Origin of the sequence: Streptomyces sp. NPDC001851, assembly GCF_040297165.1 — a bacterium.
Lineage (GTDB): Bacteria > Actinomycetota > Actinomycetes > Streptomycetales > Streptomycetaceae > Streptomyces.
In genome coordinates this window covers 155,653-173,088 of sequence record NZ_JBEOYR010000018.1, presented here as the reverse complement: position 1 = coordinate 173,088, position 17,436 = coordinate 155,653, and the positions used below count along the sequence as shown (strand labels likewise).

Below are 17,436 nucleotides of genomic sequence, written 5' to 3'. Positions count from 1 at the left end.
TACCCGCCTGCAAGACTTGGCGCATGCGCATTGTGGTTCTGGCAGGCGGCATCGGCGGTGCCCGTTTCCTGCGCGGTCTGAAGCGGGCCGTGCCGGACGCGGACGTCACGGTGATCGGCAACACCGGCGACGACATCCACCTCTTCGGTCTGAAGGTCTGCCCCGACCTGGACACGGTGATGTACACGCTGGGCGGCGGCATCAACGAGGAGCAGGGCTGGGGGCGGGCCGACGAGACCTTCCACCTCAAGGAGGAACTGGCGGCCTACGGGGTCGGACCCGAGTGGTTCGGCCTCGGCGACCGGGACTTCGCCACGCACATCGTGCGCACGCAGATGCTCGGCGCGGGCTATCCGCTCAGCGCCGTCACCGAGGCGCTGTGCGACCGCTGGAAGCCGGGCGTGAAGCTGATCCCGATGACCGACGACCGCGTGGAGACCCATGTGGCGGTCGAGGTGGACGGCGAGCGCAGGGCGGTGCACTTCCAGGAGTACTGGGTACGGCTGCGCGCCGAGGTCCCGGCGCAGGCGATCGTGCCGGTCGGCGCCGAGCAGGCCAAGCCGGCGCCCGGCGTACTGGAGGCCATCGCCCAGGCGGACGTCATCCTCTTCCCCCCGTCCAACCCCGTCGTGTCCATCGGGACCATCCTCGCCGTGCCCGGCGTCCGGGAGGCGATCGCGGACGCGGGCGTGCCCGTGATCGGCCTGTCCCCCATCGTCGGGGACGCGCCGGTGCGCGGCATGGCCGACAAGGTGCTCGCGGCGGTCGGCGTGGAGTCCACGGCCGCCGCGGTCGCCGAGCACTACGGCTCCGGCCTGCTGGACGGCTGGCTGGTCGACACCGTGGACGCGGCCACGGTCGAGCGGGTCGAGGCGGACGGCATCCGCTGCCGCGCCGTGCCGCTGATGATGACCGACGTCGACGCGGCCGCGCAGATGGCGCGGGAGGCGCTGGCGCTGGCCGAGGAGGTGCGGGGAGCGTGAGCGAGGACCACCCGCAGTACACGGTCCGGGCCCTGTCGGGCATCCCCGAGGTGCAGCCGGGCGACGACCTCGCCAAGCTGATCGCCGCCGCCGAGCCGGACCTGGCCGACGGGGACGTGCTGCTGGTCACGTCCAAGATCGTCTCCAAGGCGGAGGGCCGGCTCGTCCAGGCGGCCGACCGGGAGGCGGCGATCGACGCCGAGACGGTGCGGGTCGTGGCCCGCCGCGGCACCCTCCGCATCGTGGAGAACCGGCAGGGCCTGGTCATGGCCGCCGCCGGGGTCGACGCCTCCAACACCCCCGCCGGGACGGTGCTGCTGCTGCCCGAGGACCCGGACGCGTCCGCGCGGGCGATCCGCGCGGGCCTGCGCGAGGCCCTCGGCGTCGACGTGGGTGTCGTCGTCACCGACACCTTCGGGCGGCCCTGGCGCTCGGGGCTCACGGACGTGGCGATCGGCGCCGCCGGCGTGCGCGTGCTGGACGATCTGCGCGGAGGCACGGACGGGTACGGCAACCCGCTCAGCGCGACCGTCGTCGCCACGGCGGACGAGCTGGCCGCCGCCGGGGACCTGGTCAAGGGCAAGGCGACGGGCCGGCCGGTGGCCGTGGTGCGCGGCCTGCCGCATGTCGTGGACGGCGACGGCGGCGAGGGCGCGCGGGCGCTGGTGCGGACCGCGCGGGACGACATGTTCCGGCTGGGCACGTCCGAGGCGGTCCGGGAGGCGGTGACCCAGCGGCGTACGGTCCGGGCCTTCACGGACGATCCGGTGGACCCCGGCGCGGTGCGGCGCGCGGTGGCGGCGGCGGTGACGGCACCGGCCCCGCACCACACCACACCGTGGCGGTTCGTCCTGCTGGAGTCGGCGGAGTCCCGGACCCGGCTGCTGGACGCGATGCGGGACGCCTGGGTCGCCGACCTGCGCCGGGACGGCAGGAGCGAGGAGTCCATCGCGAAGCGGGTGCGCCGTGGCGACCTGCTCCGCAACGCGCCGTATCTGGTCGTGCCGTGCCTCGTCATGGACGGCTCGCACCACTACGGGGACGCGCGGCGGGACGGCGCCGAGCGGGAGATGTTCGTCGTCGCGATGGGCGCCGGCGTGCAGAACCTGCTGGTCGCACTGGCCGGGGAGCGGCTGGGCTCGGCGTGGGTGTCCTCCACGATGTTCTGCCGGGACGTGGTGCGCGAGGTGCTCGCGCTGCCCGCGGACTGGGAGCCGATGGGCGCGGTGGCGGTCGGGCATCCGGCCGAGGAGCCGAGACCGCGGCCGGAGCGGGACGCCGGGGCGTTCGTCGAGGTGCGGTGAGTCCGGCGCACGTGCTCCTGTGCGAGCGCCTAGTCTCGTAGGACGACACCCGCGGCACCGGCTCCCCAGGACCTCATTCGTGGCAGGACGTTTCGCTCAGCGGCCCACGCACGCGACCGTGCGCGGGGGTCATGCCGGCGTGTCCGCGGGCGGGCCCGCCGGCATACCGCGGCAGTCGACGGCACCGGGGCGGGTACGGCGGTGGCTGCCGGAGGGGCCGCTCGATCTGGGGCTGGTGCTCGGACCGTTGCGGCGCGGGCCCGCCGACCCCACGTTCCGGGCCACCGCGGACGGATCCGTCTGGCGGGCCTGCCGTACGCCCGCCGGGCCGGGCACGCTGCGGGTGCGCGCGTACGGCGGTGAGGTGCTCGGCGAGGCGTGGGGGCCGGGGGCGGAGTGGCTGCTGGACCGGTTGCCCGAGTGGCTCGGCGCGGCCGACGAGCCGGAGGCGTTCGTGCCCCGGCACCGGGTGGTGGCGCTGGCGCGGCACCGGCGGCCGGGGCTGCGGCTGACGCGGACGGGACTGGTGCTGGAGTCCCTGATCCCGTCGGTGCTGGAGCAGAAGGTCACGACGGACGAGGCCTACCGGGCGTGGCGGTTGCTGGTGCGGCGCTTCGGGGAGCGCGCGCCGGGCCCCGCGGGCGCCGGGGAACGGCCGATGTTCGTGATGCCGGCGCCGCGGACCTGGGCGCTGATTCCCTCCTGGGAGTGGCACCGGGCCGGGGTCGACGACAAGCGGGCGTCCACGATTCTGCGGGCCGTGCGGGTCGCCGCGCGGCTGGAGCAGGCGGTGGGGATGCCGGCGGCCGAGGCGCAGGCGCGGTTGGAGGTCGTGCCGGGGGTGGGGCCGTGGACGTCGGCGGAGGTGGTGCAGCGCAGCCATGGGGCGGCGGACGCGGTGACGGTCGGGGACCTGCATCTGCCGGGGATCGTGGGGTGGGCGCTGGCGGGGGACCGGGATGCCGACGACGCGGGGATGCTGCGCTTGCTGGAGCCGTATGCCGGGCAGCGGCACCGGGCGGTTCGGTTGATCCTGCTGAGCGGGAGCGTGCCCGCGCGCAGGGCGCCGAAGATGCCACGGGTGGACATCGGGCTGCTGTAAGAGCGTTGCGGGCGCTCGGTACTGAGGCTGGGCGGGGCGGGTTCGCCTGCCCGCGCATGCGGGGTGCCTCCCGCGGAGGGGGCACCCCCAGCGCCCGCCCGTGCCGCGCCAGCGGCACGACCCGCCCGCGGCGGCAGCGCGTAGCACGCGCCCGCCTTCGGCGTCCCGGGCAACCCCTACTGGTCGGAGGAGAAGCGCACCGCCCCCGCCGGGATGCGGGCGTCGCACCAGACGCGTACTCCCTCGCGGAGCTCGTTGTCGGGGCCGATGACCGCGCCGTCGCCGATGACCGTGCCGGTGAGGACCGTGCGTTCGCCCACCCGGGCCCGGGAGCCGATGAGGGAGTCGGTGATGACCGCGCCGGGTTCGATGACGGCGCCGGGGAGGATGGTGGAGCCGAAGACCCGGGCGCCCTCGGCGACGAACGCGCCTTCGCCGACCACCGTGCCGCCGGTCAGCTTCGCGTCCGGCGCCACCGTGGCCGTGGGCAGGACCAGGCGGTCGCCGCAGCGGCCGGGGACCGCCGGGGAGGGCGCGCGGCCCAGGACCAGGTCGGCCGAGCCGCGGACGAAGGCCGCCGGGGTGCCGAGGTCCAGCCAGTACGTGGAGTCGACCATGCCCTGGAGGTGGGCGCCCGCCGAGAGGAGGCCGGGGAACGTCTCGCGCTCCACCGAGACGGGGCGGCCCAGCGGGATCGTGTCGATGACCGAGCGGCGGAAGACGTACGCTCCCGCGTTGATCTGGTCGGTGACGATCTCCTCCGGCGTCTGCGGCTTCTCCAGGAAGGCCAGCACCCGGCCGGAGGAGTCCGTGGGGACCAGGCCGTAGGCCCTCGGGTCCGTCACCTTCGTCAGGTGCAGGGAGACGTCGGCGGACGTCGACTGGTGCGTGTCCACCAGCGCCTTGATGTCCAGGCCGGTCAGGATGTCGCCGTTGAAGATCAGCACCGGGTCGTCGGGGCCGGAGTGCAGGCGGGAGGCGACGTTGCGGATGGCGCCGCCCGTGCCGAGGGGTTCCTCCTCGGTCACGTACTCGATGTGCAGACCGAGCGCGGAGCCGTCGCCGAAGTACGGCTCGAAGACCTCGGCCAGATAGCTGGTGGCGAGGACGATGTGGTCCACGCCCGCCGCCTTGGCGCGCGCCAGCTGGTGCGTGAGGAACGGCACCCCGGCGGCCGGGACCATGGGCTTGGGCGTGTGCACCGTCAGCGGACGCAGCCGAGTGCCTTTGCCGCCGACCAGGAGGATCGCTTCTGTCACCTGTCGTCTCTGCTTCCTGCCGGGACCGGCCGAACTGCTCGTTCTACTCGTTTCGGCCGGTCAGTGTACGCAGACCGTAGCGGCGACGCCCTTGACCACCACGCGTTTTCCCCCGAGATCGGTGTGAGAACGGTGTGAGACCGGCGGGCCCCCCGAGACGGCGCCGAACGTGTTCCCCCGCCGCGTCAGCGCCCCTGGTAGTGCGCCGCGCTGGAACGCGCCTTGCCGAGCTTGGCATACAGCCGCTTGCCGGGGCACTCGGTGGCGTATCCGTCGCGATGACCGGAGATCACGTTCAGTCGTACCTTCTTACCTTTGGGGTACAGGTTGCCACCGGCCGACGTGAGATATGTCTTGCCACGCGGATTGACCCCGTAGAGCCCGAGTTTCCACGCGGTGAGCCGGGCGACGGCCGTCACCGCGGCCTTCGACGGCTTCGCCGAGCCGTAGGTGCCGATCACGCCGATGCCCATGGTGTCGGAGTTGAAGCCCGCGGTGTGCGCGCCGAGTACCGCCTTCGCCGCGCCGCCGGCCCGGCCCTCGTAGATGGTTCCGCACTTGTCGACGAGGAAGTTGTAGCCCATGTCCCGCCAGCCCATGCTCGTGACGTGGTAGCGGTAGATACTGCGGATGACGGAGGGGGCCTGGGAGCAGGCGTACTTGTTGCCCGAGGCCGTGTGGTGCACGAAGGCCGCCTTGACCTTCTTGGCGTAGACGAACCCGCGTTGGCGCAGTGACTCGTCCGCGCCCCAGCCGCGGCGCGTGACGATCCGCGGACGGGGCCCGATGTGCGGCTTGCCCCGCACCGGCCCCCGCAGGCGGGTGAGTTCGCGTTCGGTGGCCCGCCGGCCCAGCTCCGGGATCTGCAGCGCGCCGAAGCGGGTGACGTCGGTGTTGGCGGCCGAGGCCTCCCGCGCCGCGGCCGTGTCCAGGCCGGTGTGCGGCGGGTCGGCCGGCGCGCCCGCGGGCGGCGCCTCGTCGCCGGGGTCGACCAGTTCCAGGCGCAGCCCCGACGGCAGCGGCGGCCGCGGCTCGCCGGTGCGGTCGCCCCGCGCATCCGTACGGCCGCCCCCCGCGCCCGTGGGGTCGGCGCGGACCCGTACGTCCACGCCGTCCGCCTCGCCCACCCACAGCGGTGCGGTCGCCCCGCGCACCCGCCGGGCGTCCCGTTCCGCCGTGCCCGGGTCGGCGCCGTGGTCGTCGTTGTGCGTGTCGAGGTCCTGCCAGCCGGACCACTCCCCCGTCGCGGCCGACCGGGTGCGCACCTGGACCCGGCCGCGCAGTTCGCTGCCCGGGTCCCGCCAGACGACCCCGACCAGGGAGAAGTGCTCGCCTTCGGGCCGGTACACCCCCTGCTCCGGGGCGGTGCCGAGGACGCGCTCGCCGGAGAGCGGGACGAGCGGCAGCGAGCGGGTGCTTCCGGGGACCGCGGCATCGGCGGCGCCCGGGGCGGCGGCAGCGGGCGCGGCGGACGCGGGCGGGGCCAGCGCGAGGGCGAGGGCCGCGGCACAGGGCACGCCGATCGAGCAGACGGCGAGCGACGGTGCGCCGGCGGACGGTGCGCCGATGGACGAAGTCAGGAATCCACGCATGGTGATGATCCTGGACATAGTCATACGAATCTGTCCAACGGTGAACTGACGGCCCGTCGGCAGCCGTTCCGCCGAACCGGTGCCCCCGTCGCACGCGGCACGTGTCCGCCCGCGCGTACCCTTTCCCGGGTGAACGCCACCGATCGCACCCCTGCCGACCTGCTGGCTTCCGCGCTCGCCGCGGACCCCGGCCGCCCGCTGGTGACCTTCTACGACGATGCCACGGGCGAACGCGTCGAACTGTCCGTGGCCACCTTCGCCAATTGGGTGGCCAAGACCGCGAACCTCCTCCAGGGCGACCTCTCCGCCGGGCCCGGTGACCGGGTCGCGCTGCTGCTGCCCGCGCACTGGCAGACGGCGGTGTGGCTGCTGGCCTGCTCGGCGGTGGGCGCGGTCGCGGACCTCGGCGGGGACCCGGCGGTCGCGGATGTCGTCGTCAGCGGTCCGGACGCCCTGGACGCGGCGCGGGCCTGCCGCGGGGAGCGGGTGGCGCTCGCGCTGCGGCCGCTGGGCGGGCGGTTCCCCCAGCCTCCCGAGGGGTTCGTCGACTACGCCGTGGAAGTGCCGGGGCAGGGCGACCGGTTCGCGCCGTTCGCCCCGGTCGACGCGGAGGGTGCTGCGCTGATTGTCGCGGGGGCCGAGCTCAGCGGGGCCGAGGTTGTCGAGCGGGCGCTCGCGGACGCGCCGTCACTCGGCCTGACGGGGCCCGGGTCGAGGTTGCTGTCGGGGCTGCCGTACGACACGTGGGAGGGGGTCAGCGCCGGGTTGTACGCGCCGTTGGCCGTCGGGGGGTCCGTGGTGCTGTGCCGGCATCTGGAGCGGCTGGACGAGGAGGCGCTCGCCAAGCGGGTCGAGAGTGAGCGGGTGACCGCCGTGCGCCGTTGAGAGGGGGCGCTTCGGCCGTACGGCGGGTGCGGCGCCGTGGCGGTTGCCCGCGCCCGCGCGGCGGAGCCGCACATCGATGCAGCCCCGCGCCCCCAGCGGCACTGCCGTCCCCCGATCGGAGCAGCACAGGGCGCCTCCCTCCCCCTTCCCCGCCATCGTCGTAGGAAGAGCAGGACACGACAGAGCAGGACACGACGCCCGTACGCCATGAGGGGGTGCCCCGGCCGTGACCGACTCCGCTCGCAGGGTTTCCGGTACCGGTCGGCGGCGGTGGGCGAGGGGGGCGGGGTGCGGGCTGGCCCTGCTCGTCGCGGCCGCCGCGGGGACCGGCTGGGCCGTCTACGCCAAGCTCAGCGCGAACATCACCCCGGACGAGGCGGCCGCCCGCGAACTGGCCCGGTACGAGCGGGAGCGGCCCACCGCGCTGGTGCGGGGGGCGCAGAACATCCTGCTGATCGGGTCCGACACGCGGGCCGGGAGCGGGAACTCCGCGTACGGGCGGGATCTGGGCGGCGAGCGGTCGGACACGACGATCCTGCTGCATCTGGCCGCCGACCGGCACAGCGCCACCGCCGTGTCGCTGCCGAGGGATCTGATGGTGGACATCCCCGGCTGCCGGCAGGCGGACGGCAGCCGCAGCCTCCCGGTGTTCGCGATGTTCAACCACGCCTTCCAGGTGGGCGGTTCGGCCTGCACGATCCGGACGGTCGAGAAGCTGACGGACATTCGGATCGACCATCACGTGGTCGTGGACTTCAGCGGCTTCAAGGAGATGGTGGACGCCGTCGACGGGGTGCAGGTCTGCCTGAAGGAGCCCATCGACGACAAGGCGGCCCGGCTGAAGCTGCCGGCGGGGAAGGTCGTGCTCGACGGCGAGCAGGCGCTCGGGTACGTGCGGGCCCGCAAGTCGCTCGGCGGCGGCAGCGACACCGAGCGGATGGAACGCCAGCAGCGGTTCCTCGGCGCCCTGGTCGACAAGGTGCAGAGCAACGACGTCCTGCTGAACCCGGTGAAGCTGTATCCGGTGCTGGACGCGGCGACCTCCTCGCTGACCACCGATCCGGAACTGGCCAGTCTGCGCGGCTTGTACCAGTTGGTGCGCGGGCTGCGCGACATCCCCACCGAACGGGTGCAGTTCCTGACCGTACCGAGGGAGTCGTACGTCTACGACGCCAACCGTGACCAGCTCGTGGAGCCGGAAGCCGAGCGGCTGTTCGCGCGGTTGCGGACCGACCAGCCCGTGGCGGTGGCCCGGACGGCGCCCCGGGACGCGCCGGGGGCGGACGGCGGGAGCGACCCCTCGCCCGCGCCCACGTTCCGCGGGAACACCGCCGCCGAACACAGCTGCGAGTAGTGCGCACATCAAGACACCGAACTTCCATCCCAGGAAATGCGCCGGATTGCCCAGTTGTAGGAACGTGGAATTTGTCACCGGCGTCGCCCGACGCTGAACTGGGCGGATAGGGTGAGCGACCCGGTGCACCTGACCGCGAGGTCCGTCCTGGGGTCGTGCACTGTTTCACCGAGACCCGAGCGCCTTTGGGGGGAAGGCGCCGCGTGGCCCCGACGGAGGATTCGGACAACCGTGGACGCGCAAGGCCGTGGGCGGGCGGACAACATCGACCCCGCAGATCAGTGGGTGCTCAATCCGAACACCGGCGAATACGAACTGCGACTGGGTCCTTCCGCACCGCAGTCGTCGGTCCCCAGCCCTCGCAGACCCGCTCCCGGTGACAACGCGCGCGGGTCGCGCCGCCGTGAGGACGCGGCGTCCGGGGCGACCCGCGAGGCACGGCAGGCGCGCGGCGCCGAGGTGCCGGCGCCGCGCTCGGCCCGGCGCCGGGGCGGCGAGCCGGAGACGCCGCAGGGGCGGCGGGCGGCCCGGCGGCCGGTGAAGAAGAAGTCCAAGGCGAAGAAGGTGCTGGCGTGGACCGCCGGCGGCACGGCGTTCGTGCTGGTCGCCGTCGGCACCGCCGGCTACCTGTATCTCAAGCACCTTGAGGGCAACGTCACCACGACGGACGTCGGCAGCGCGGCCAAGGACGGCTTCAGCAAGGACGACGCCTTCAACATCCTGATCATCGGCACCGACAAGCGCACCGGCAAGGGCAACGAGGGCTACGGCGACAAGGGCAGCGTCGGGCACGCCGACACCAACATCCTGCTGCACGTCTCCAAGGACCGGACGAACGCGACCGCGCTCAGCATCCCGCGCGACCTGATCGTGAACGTGCCGGACTGCCCGACGAAGCAGCCGGACGACTCGACCAAGGTCATCCCCGGCACGGAGAACGTGCGGTTCAACACCAGCCTGGGCCAGGACGGCCGCGACCCCGGCTGCACCATGCGCACCGTGCAGCAGGTCACCGGGATCATGCCGGACCACTTCATGATGGTCGACTTCAACGCGGTGAAGACGCTGACCACGGCGGTCGGCGGGGTGGACGTGTGCCTCGCCCACGCGGTGAACGACAAGGACTCCCACCTGAACCTGCCCGCCGGCCAGCACAAGATCGAGGGCGAGCAGGCGCTGGCCTTCGTCCGGACCCGGCACAGCTGGGGCAACCAGGGCGACCTGGACCGCATCAAGGTGCAGCAGCAGTTCATGGCCTCGCTGATGCGCAAGATGTCCTCCGGCGACACGCTGACCGACCCGAGCAAGCTGATCGACCTCGCCGAGGCCGCCACGAAGGCGCTGACCGTCGACAAGGGCATCGGCCACGTGAGCACGCTCAAGGACATCGCGCTGGAGCTGAAGAAGGTACCGGTGAAGAACATCTCGTTCGTGACCGTGCCCGTGATCGACAACCCGGCCGACGGCGTCGTCCACAAGACGGTCATCGTCAACCAGACCACCGCTCCGCAGGTCTTCGACGCGATCAAGAACGACGTCTCCTTCACCGAGGTGAAGAAGAAGCAGAAGGCGGAGAAGGACGCGGAGGCCGCGCGCCTGAAGGGCAGCCGGTCCGCGCCCTCCGACGTGCGGGTGCGGATCCTCAACGGCGGTGCCGACGCCGGCAGTGCGCAGGAGACCCTGGCCTGGCTGCAGACCAAGGAGGGCGTGCTCAAGTCCGAGAACGCGGGCAACGCGCCGGCGCCGTTGGACCGGACCACCCTTGAGTACGCGCCCGGCCAGGCCGCTCAGGCGAGGGAGCTGGCCCACCTCATGGGCCTGCCCGGTTCCGCCCTCAAGCCCGGCAGGAGCGTGACCAACTCCCAGGGCCTGCCGGCGATGACACTGACCCTGGGCAAGGACTTCAAGGGCGCGGGGGTCTCCCTCACCGGCCCGTCGAAGGCACCGTCGGTCGACAAGTCGACGGCGGACAAGGTCCAGTGCGCCAGTTGAGCGGGGAGCGGGCGATGCCGTAGTCCCGGGCCTCCCCGAAGGGCCCGGGACTCCGCAGCCGCTCAGTGCGCGGCGGGCACCGCCGGTCGCCGTGCCGCGATGACCTTCCTGGCCAGCGACTTCGGGCTGGTCAGGAAGCCCCAGCCCCACGACATGTGCATGGTGGCCAGGGCCACCGGAATCTGCAGCCGGGCCTTCAGGGGCAGCCCCCTGCCCGCCGGGACCGAGCCCGCGACGATCGCCGCCAGATAGCCGCCGGGGACGACGAGGCCCCACGGGGTGAGCGCCGCACCGGCCACGAGCCCGGCGGCGATCGCGCACACCGCCGCCGGCGGGGCGAGGTAGCGCAGGTTGATGGAGCCGGAGTGGTAGCGGGCGACGACGTGCCGCCAGCGGCCGTAGTCCTTGTACTGCCTGGCGAGGGCGCGCACGCTCGGCCGCGGCCGGTACGACACCTTCAGCTCGGGCGAGAACCAGATCAGGCCGCCCGCCTCACGGATGCGGAAGTTCAGCTCCCAGTCCTGGGCGCGGATGAACTCCTCGTTGTACCCGCCCTGCTGTTCCAGGGCCTCGCGGCGGAAGACACCGAGGTAGACGGTCTCCGCGGGGGCCGCCTCGCCGCCGGTGTGGAAGGCGGCGTTGCCGACACCTATCTTCGAGGTCATCGCGGCGGCGACCGCGCGCTCCCAGTCGTTCTCGCCCTCGGCGTGCATGATGCCGCCGACGTTCTGCGCGCCGGTCTCCTCCAGGAGCCGCACGGCGGTGGCGATGTAGTCCGGCGAGAGCATGCCGTGGCCGTCTACGCGCACCACGATCGGATGCCGGGAGGCCTTGATCGCCGCGTTCAGCGCGGCGGGGGTGCGGCCGGTCGGGTTCGGGACGGTGTGCACGCGCGCGTCCTCGGCCACGAGCTGGGCCGCGATCTCGTCCGTGCGGTCCGTGGACGGACCGAGGGCGACGACGACCTCCATCTCGCCGGCGTACTCCTGGGCGAGGATCGCCTGGACGGCCGCGCGCAGGTGCCGCTCCTCGTTGAGGACGGGCATGATCACGGACACAGCGGGGAGCTGCACGTCGGGCTTGGCGTTCATAGGGGCCTCACGTTACCGCGAACGGGGGACACCGGTGCGCGCCGCAGGGGCGGCGGACCGGGCTGGAGATCGTATCGGCCTACGGTGCTCACGGATCCCACGTACGGCCTCGTCCGGAGGTGTCCCCCTTGGCCAGCCCGCCTCGGTCCCCTGTGCGTCCGCAGCGCCGACCGCAGCCGTCCCGCCGTGTGCCGCGCCCGCCCGAGCGGCCCGTGCGGCCCGTCCGGCCGCCCCGGCCCCGGCCCCGCTGGGCCATGCGGGCGGTGACCACGCTGTCGGTCGTGGTGCTCGCCTCCGCCGGGATCGGGCACGCGGTGATGAGCAGCCTGGACGCGGGCATCGCCCGGGTCGACGCCTTCAAGGACATGAAGAACCGGCCGCGCGCGGGCCATGGCACGAACGTCCTGCTGGTCGGCACCGACGGCCGGGACCGGATCACCGAGCAGGAACGGCGGGCGTACCGGCTGGGCGGGGCGCCCTGCCACTGCACGGACACGATGATGATCGTGCACATCTCGGAGAACCGGGACCGGGCCACCGTGGTGAGCCTGCCCCGCGACTCGTACGCCGAGGTGCCCGCGCACACCGACCCGGCCACCGGACTGCCGCACGGACCGCACCCGATCAGGCTGAACGCGGCCTACGCCGAGGGCGGCCCCCAGCTGACCGTCCGCACGGTGGAGAACATGACCCATGTGAAGATCGACCACTATCTGGAGGTCGACTTCGCCAGCTTCATGAAGACCGTGGACGTCCTCGGCGGGGTGCCGGTGTGCACGACGACACCGCTGAAGGACTCCTACACCGGCCTCGACCTCGCCCCCGGCACGCACACCCTCATGGGCGGCCAGGCCCTGCAGTACGTGCGGGCCCGGCACATCGACGGGGCGAGCGACCTGGGCCGGATGAAGCGGCAGCAGCAGTTCCTGGCCGAGCTGATCGACCGGGCCACCTCCTCGGGGGTGCTGCTGAACCCGATGCGGTTCAGGGACGTGACCCGGGCGGTGCTCGGCTCGGTCCGCGCCGACGTGGGCTTCGGCACCGACGAGCTGCTCGACCTCGGCCGGGCCATGCGGAACTTCTCCCCGTCCTCCTCCGAGTTCACCACCGTGCCCATCGCGCAGCTGGACTACCAGGTCAAGGGCATCGGCTCGACCCTGAAGTGGGACGAGGCCAGGACGGCCCGGCTCTTCGCGTCCCTGCGCGACGACAAGCCGCTCAGCGCGGGCCGCCCGCAGCACGGCCCGTCGGCTGCGCCGGTGGAGGTGGACCCGCGGCAGATCCGGGTCCTTGTGGCGAACGGCACCGGCACGGCCGGCCTGGCGAAACGGGTCGACGCGGCGCTCGCGGCGACCGGCTTCGCCACGACCCACCAGCCGGTGGACGCCCCCGCCCACGTGCCGCGCACGGTCATCTCCTACGACCCCCGCTGGGACCGCTCCGCCCGCTCCCTGGCCACCGCCCTGCCCGGCGCCGGGCTGAGCCCCGTACCAGGTCAGGGGCCGCTGCTGAAGGTGACCGCCGGGGCCGACTTCAAGGACGTGCGCAAGGTCCGCTTCGACGACCCGCAGCAGCCGCAGCAGAACGTGGTGCGCGGCAACGAGGTGGTGTGCTGAGCCCCAGGGCCCCTCAGTCCTCGTAGCCTTCGGCGGCACGCCTCTCCCGCAGCTCGCGGATCGCGCGGCGGCGGGCCAGGCGGTGGGTGCGGCGGATCTGGGCCTCCTGGTAGCGGCGGCGGTCACGGTCGGTCTCCGGGAGCACCTGCGGCACCCGGCGCGGCTTGCCGTCGGCGTCGACGGCGGCGAAGACCAGATAGGCGGAACCGACCTGGGTGGGCGGGGCCGACTCGTTCCAGCGCTCGGCGAGGACGCGCACGCCGACCTCCATGGAGGTCCGGCCGGTCCAGTTGACCTGCGCCTTCACATGGACCAGGTCGCCGACGCGGACCGGCTCCAGGAAGGCCATCTCGTCCATGGACGCGGTGACGGCGGGGCCGCCGGAGTGCCGGCCGGCCACGGCGCCCGCGGCGTCGTCGACCAGCTTCATGATCACACCGCCGTGCACCGTCCCCAGCAGGTTGGTGTCGCTGTGGGTCATGATGTGGCTGAGAGTGGTGCGCGAGGCGGAGGTCGGCTTGCCGGGGATGTCCGGTTCGATGTCCGGATTCGCGTCCGTGACCTGGTCTGTCATGCCCTCCACCTTATGCCGAGGCGACATTCGCGGAATTTGTGTCAGCTTCGCAACAGCGGCGCTGTTATTTTCCGACAGCCCTTGTACGGCACACCGCGGCGCCCTGCACACTGGGGCGCATGAATGACTGGCCCGAGGGATGGTCCGACGACAACCGCGGCCCGCGGTACGGACGCGGCAGTGGCGGCGCGCAGCCGGAGGGTGCCCGCGTGATGCGTCAGGTGCGGCGCGGCCCGGGGGTGCCCCCGGGGCAGCGCTCGTACGGCGATCCCGGCCCGTCGGCGCCGCCGTACGGGGCCGGTGTCCCGCAGCAGCCGTCGTACGTGGACGGCCGGGGATACGACGAGGGCGCCGGTTACGACAGCGGTTACAACACCGGCCAGGTCTACGGCACCCCCGGCGGCCGCGGCCCGGGCGGTACGGCGGACGCGCCGGTCCGCGCCCCGCGCCCCGCGCCGAACTGGCGCCGCCGGATCAAGTGGACCGCGATCACGCTGGGGACCGTGCTGGTCGTCACCTCGGTCGGGACCTACTTCTGGGCCGACTCCAAGCTGCGCCGCGAGGTCGACCTGGCCACGGTCATCGACCGGCCCGCCTCGGGCTCCGGCACGAACTACCTGATCGTCGGCTCGGACAGCCGTGAGGGCATGTCCAAGGCGGACGAGAAGAAGCTGCACACGGGCGGCGCCGAGGGCAAGCGCACCGACTCGATGATGATCCTGCACGTCGGCGACAACGGCGACACGCTGGTCTCGCTGCCGCGCGACTCGAACGTGACCGTCCCGTCGTTCAAGGGGACGTCCGGCAAGACCTACCCGGCCACGGGCCGGCAGGAGAAGCTCAACGCGACCTACGCCGAGGACGGCCCGACCCTGCTGGTCCGCACGATCGAGGCCAACACCGGGCTGCACATCGACCACTATGTGGAGATCGGCTTCCAGGGCTTCGCCAACATCGTGGACGCGGTGGGCGGCGTCGAGATCAATATCGACAAGGGCTTCAAGGACAAGTGGTCCGGCGCCGACTTCAAGGCCGGCAACCAGACCCTGAACGGCCAGCAGGCCCTCGCCTTCGTCCGCACCCGGCACGCCTTCGCCGCCTCCGACCTGCAGCGCACCAAGAACCAGCAGAAGTTCCTGTCGGCGCTGGCCCACCAGGTGGCCACGCCGTCCACGGTGCTCAACCCCTTCACGTTCTACCCGGTCATGGGCGCGGGCCTGGACTCCCTGATCGTCGACAAGGACATGTCCCTGTGGGACCTGGCCTCGATGTTCTGGGCGATGAAGGGCGTCCAGGGCGGTGACGGCACCTCCCTGAACATGCCGATCTCCGGTTCCGTCGGCGGCAACCTCGTCTGGGACAAGGCGAAGGTGAAGACGCTCGTGAACGAGCTGAACAACGACGAGAAGGTGACGGTCACCGGCAACTAGGGCCCGCCGGGGCAGTGGCCGGGTAAAGCATGGGCCAAAGCATGCCGTCCATTCATCGCATACCGGACTAGTCGGACGGCTGTCCTCGGCGTGGGGTTTGTCATCGCTGCGCCCAGGCGCTGAACTGTGCGGACAGTGTGTGCGATCCGGTGCGGAACGGCCGTGACCTCGCGCACCGTTCGACCGACCGCGCTGAGGGTCTTTGGGGGGCCGTGGGTGGGGGACGAGATCGCCCCGGCGGAGCACCGGGTGCCGCGGCGCACCCGCCGTGCGGGGCGCCCCCCACGACGCCGCCGGGGACCGTACCGGCGCAACGGGCGCTGCCCGTAAGGACGCTGAAGCCTCGTCAGGACAGCGAGGGTGCGTCCGTACCCCTCGACGAAGTCACCGGCGCCTTGTGACGTCCGGGCTTCCTCCTGCGTCTAACTGAACGCAGCGCCACGGCGCGGGCCGGTCCGGCCCCGCGCTTCGGCCGGTGCCCGGCGACCGGGGCACGGCCGGCAGACAACGACAGGGGCGCCGTACACCTCCGGAGGACGGTGGGCGCGCGACGAAGCCGCGGTGTAAGGGTGCCGAGGGCGGGAAGGCAGGAGATGGCACACAGCAGCGTGGACCAGGAAGGGGCGGTGCCGCGGGCTCGGCACGCCGGCGAACCCGGTGCGGAGAGCGAGGCGGAGGGCGGGCGGAGCGGCCACGGGCGCGGCGGCGGACGCAGACGCCGTCCGGAGCCCGGATCACCGAAGCCCAAGCGCCGGATACTGCGCTGGTCGGCGTTGACCCTGGCGGTCGTGATACTCGGCACCGCCGGCGCGGCCTACCTCTACTACGAGCACCTCAACGCCAACATCCAGAAGGACAAGCTGAACCTGGGCGACTCCGATGTGCCGAAGGCGACCCCGAACGCCGCCGGCCAGACACCGCTGAACGTCCTGCTGATCGGCTCGGACAGCCGCAACAGCGCGAAGGACCTGGCGCTCGGCGGGGCCAGGAAGGAGGTGGGCCGCGCGGGGCTCGCGGACGTGCAGATGCTGGTGCACGTGTCCGCCGACCGCACCAACATGTCCGTGGTCAGCCTGCCCCGTGACACGGAGATCCCGATCCCCAGGTGCACCGACCCGCACAGCGGCCACACGTACCCGGCGCTCTCCCTCGCCATGGCGAACGAGTCGCTGGCCCGCGGCGGCCCCGGCTGCACGGTCGCCACCTGGCAGAAGCTGACCAACATCCACATCGACCACTTCATGATGGTCGACTTCTCCGGCGTGGTCGACATGGCGGACGCCATCGGAGGCGTCCCGGTCTGCGTCAAGCAGAACGTCTGGTCGCACACCCACGACGGCCACGGCTCGGGACTGAAGCTGAAGAAGGGCACCACGTACGTCAAGGGCGAGCAGGCCCTGCAGTGGCTGCGCACCCGCTACGGCTTCGAGGACGGCACCGACCTCGGCCGGACCCACGCCCAGCACATGTACATGAACGCGATGGTGCGCCAGCTGCGCGAGAAGGCGACGCTGGACAACCCCGGCGCGATGCGCGACCTGGCGGAGACCGCGACGAAGGCCCTCGAGGTCGACGAGGGCCTGGGGACGATCAAGAAGCTGTACGACCTGTCCGAGGAGTTCAAGCGGGTCCCCACCGAGCGCATCACGATGACGACGCTGCCGACCGTGCAGTGGTCGCAGGACCACGACCGGCTCGTGCCCGCGCCCGAGGACGCCGACCAGCTCCTCTCCATGGTCCGCGACGACAGCCCGCTGGACGGACGCGGCGTGAAGAAGAAGGCCGAGGAGAAGGCGAAGACCCCCGCCGACCCGGACGGCAGGATCGCGGTGCAGGTCCGCAACGGCACCGGAGCGGACGGCCAGGCCCCGGCCCAGCAGCGGGCGCTCGCGGTCGTCCAGGTCCTGCAGGGCAAGGGGTTCGCCCGGGCCACGGCGGACGCCACACCGGCCTCGCAGGCCAGGACCACCGTCCTGTATCCCAGCGCCGACCTGGAAGGCGACGCCCAGGCGGTGGCCCAGGCGCTCGGGGTACCGCTGAAGCAGGTGCGGAAGTCGACCGACGTCTCGGGCGTCACGCTGCTCGTGGGCGCCGACTGGCGCACCGGCACCGGGTACAAGGCACCCGCCCAGCCGACGAAGGCACCCACGTCGGCGGCCGTGCTCCCCGGCGACCAGAAGGGCGCCTGCATGGAGGTCCAGAAGGGCTTCACCTGGTGACCCGGTGAGGGGCCGCGGCTCCCAGGGGAGCCGCG

At 72.7% G+C, this 17,436-nt stretch carries 13 protein-coding genes; 9 read left to right on the top strand and 4 right to left on the bottom strand.

Annotated features, from left to right (window positions below; translation table 11 throughout):
* Positions 1-23: 23 nt before the first annotated feature.
* From cofD to ABT171_RS26325, 3 genes are all read left to right on the top strand, one after another.
* Positions 24-983 (top strand): 2-phospho-L-lactate transferase, encoded by a 960-nt coding sequence (gene cofD / locus ABT171_RS26335; protein ID WP_351247877.1) that lies wholly within the window; start codon positions 24-26, stop codon positions 981-983.
* The gene (locus ABT171_RS26330; RefSeq protein ID WP_351247875.1) at positions 980-2,287 is read left to right on the top strand and encodes a coenzyme F420-0:L-glutamate ligase; all 1,308 of its coding nucleotides are present in this window, start codon (positions 980-982) and stop codon (positions 2,285-2,287) included. The genes cofD and ABT171_RS26330 overlap by 4 nt, the downstream gene beginning before the upstream one ends.
* Positions 2,288-2,366: 79 nt before the next feature.
* Entirely contained in the window at positions 2,367-3,389 is a 1,023-nt protein-coding gene (locus ABT171_RS26325; protein WP_351247873.1) for a DNA-3-methyladenine glycosylase family protein, read from the top strand.
* A gap of 176 nt (positions 3,390-3,565) precedes the next feature.
* Here the strand turns inward: ABT171_RS26325 and manB are convergent, their stop codons facing one another.
* Together manB and ABT171_RS26315 are read right to left on the bottom strand one after the other, a co-directional pair.
* Positions 3,566-4,648 (bottom strand): mannose-1-phosphate guanylyltransferase, encoded by a 1,083-nt coding sequence (gene manB, locus ABT171_RS26320; protein WP_351247871.1) that lies wholly within the window; start codon positions 4,646-4,648, stop codon positions 3,566-3,568.
* Between the two features lie 185 nt (positions 4,649-4,833).
* Positions 4,834-6,240, bottom strand: a complete 1,407-nt coding sequence (locus ABT171_RS26315) for a peptidoglycan recognition protein family protein (protein WP_503076587.1) — start codon at positions 6,238-6,240, stop codon at positions 4,834-4,836.
* 129 nt (positions 6,241-6,369) lie between these two features.
* Between ABT171_RS26315 and ABT171_RS26310 the strand changes: the two genes are divergently transcribed.
* The 3 genes from ABT171_RS26310 (at position 6,370) to ABT171_RS26300 (ending at position 10,471) form a co-directional block, all read left to right on the top strand.
* Positions 6,370-7,125, top strand: a complete 756-nt coding sequence (locus ABT171_RS26310) for a TIGR03089 family protein (RefSeq protein ID WP_351247869.1) — start codon at positions 6,370-6,372, stop codon at positions 7,123-7,125.
* A 226-nt stretch (positions 7,126-7,351) separates the two neighbouring features.
* The gene (locus ABT171_RS26305; RefSeq protein ID WP_351247867.1) at positions 7,352-8,479 is read left to right on the top strand and encodes an LCP family protein; all 1,128 of its coding nucleotides are present in this window, start codon (positions 7,352-7,354) and stop codon (positions 8,477-8,479) included.
* Positions 8,480-8,710: 231 nt separating this feature from the next.
* The gene (locus ABT171_RS26300) at positions 8,711-10,471 is read left to right on the top strand and encodes an LCP family protein (RefSeq protein ID WP_351247865.1); all 1,761 of its coding nucleotides are present in this window, start codon (positions 8,711-8,713) and stop codon (positions 10,469-10,471) included.
* 62 nt (positions 10,472-10,533) lie between these two features.
* Here ABT171_RS26300 and ABT171_RS26295 read toward each other — a convergent pair whose 3' ends face one another.
* On the bottom strand, positions 10,534-11,562 hold the full coding sequence (locus ABT171_RS26295) for a glycosyltransferase family 2 protein (RefSeq protein WP_351247863.1): 1,029 nt from the start codon (positions 11,560-11,562) through the stop codon (positions 10,534-10,536).
* Positions 11,563-11,690: 128 nt separating this feature from the next.
* On the opposite strand from ABT171_RS26295, the gene ABT171_RS26290 reads away from it, so the two are divergent.
* On the top strand, positions 11,691-13,178 hold the full coding sequence (locus tag ABT171_RS26290) for an LCP family protein (protein WP_503076586.1): 1,488 nt from the start codon (positions 11,691-11,693) through the stop codon (positions 13,176-13,178).
* A 13-nt stretch (positions 13,179-13,191) separates the two neighbouring features.
* Here the strand turns inward: ABT171_RS26290 and ABT171_RS26285 are convergent, their stop codons facing one another.
* Positions 13,192-13,779, bottom strand: coding sequence for an acyl-CoA thioesterase (locus ABT171_RS26285; protein WP_503076585.1), 588 nt, complete (start codon positions 13,777-13,779; stop codon positions 13,192-13,194).
* A gap of 92 nt (positions 13,780-13,871) precedes the next feature.
* Here ABT171_RS26285 and ABT171_RS26280 point away from each other — a divergent pair, with 92 nt between their 5' ends.
* Both ABT171_RS26280 and ABT171_RS26275 read left to right on the top strand, forming a co-directional pair.
* On the top strand, positions 13,872-15,182 hold the full coding sequence (locus ABT171_RS26280) for an LCP family protein (RefSeq protein ID WP_351247857.1): 1,311 nt from the start codon (positions 13,872-13,874) through the stop codon (positions 15,180-15,182).
* A gap of 593 nt (positions 15,183-15,775) precedes the next feature.
* On the top strand, positions 15,776-17,401 hold the full coding sequence (locus ABT171_RS26275; protein WP_351247855.1) for an LCP family protein: 1,626 nt from the start codon (positions 15,776-15,778) through the stop codon (positions 17,399-17,401).
* Positions 17,402-17,436 lie beyond the last annotated feature (35 nt).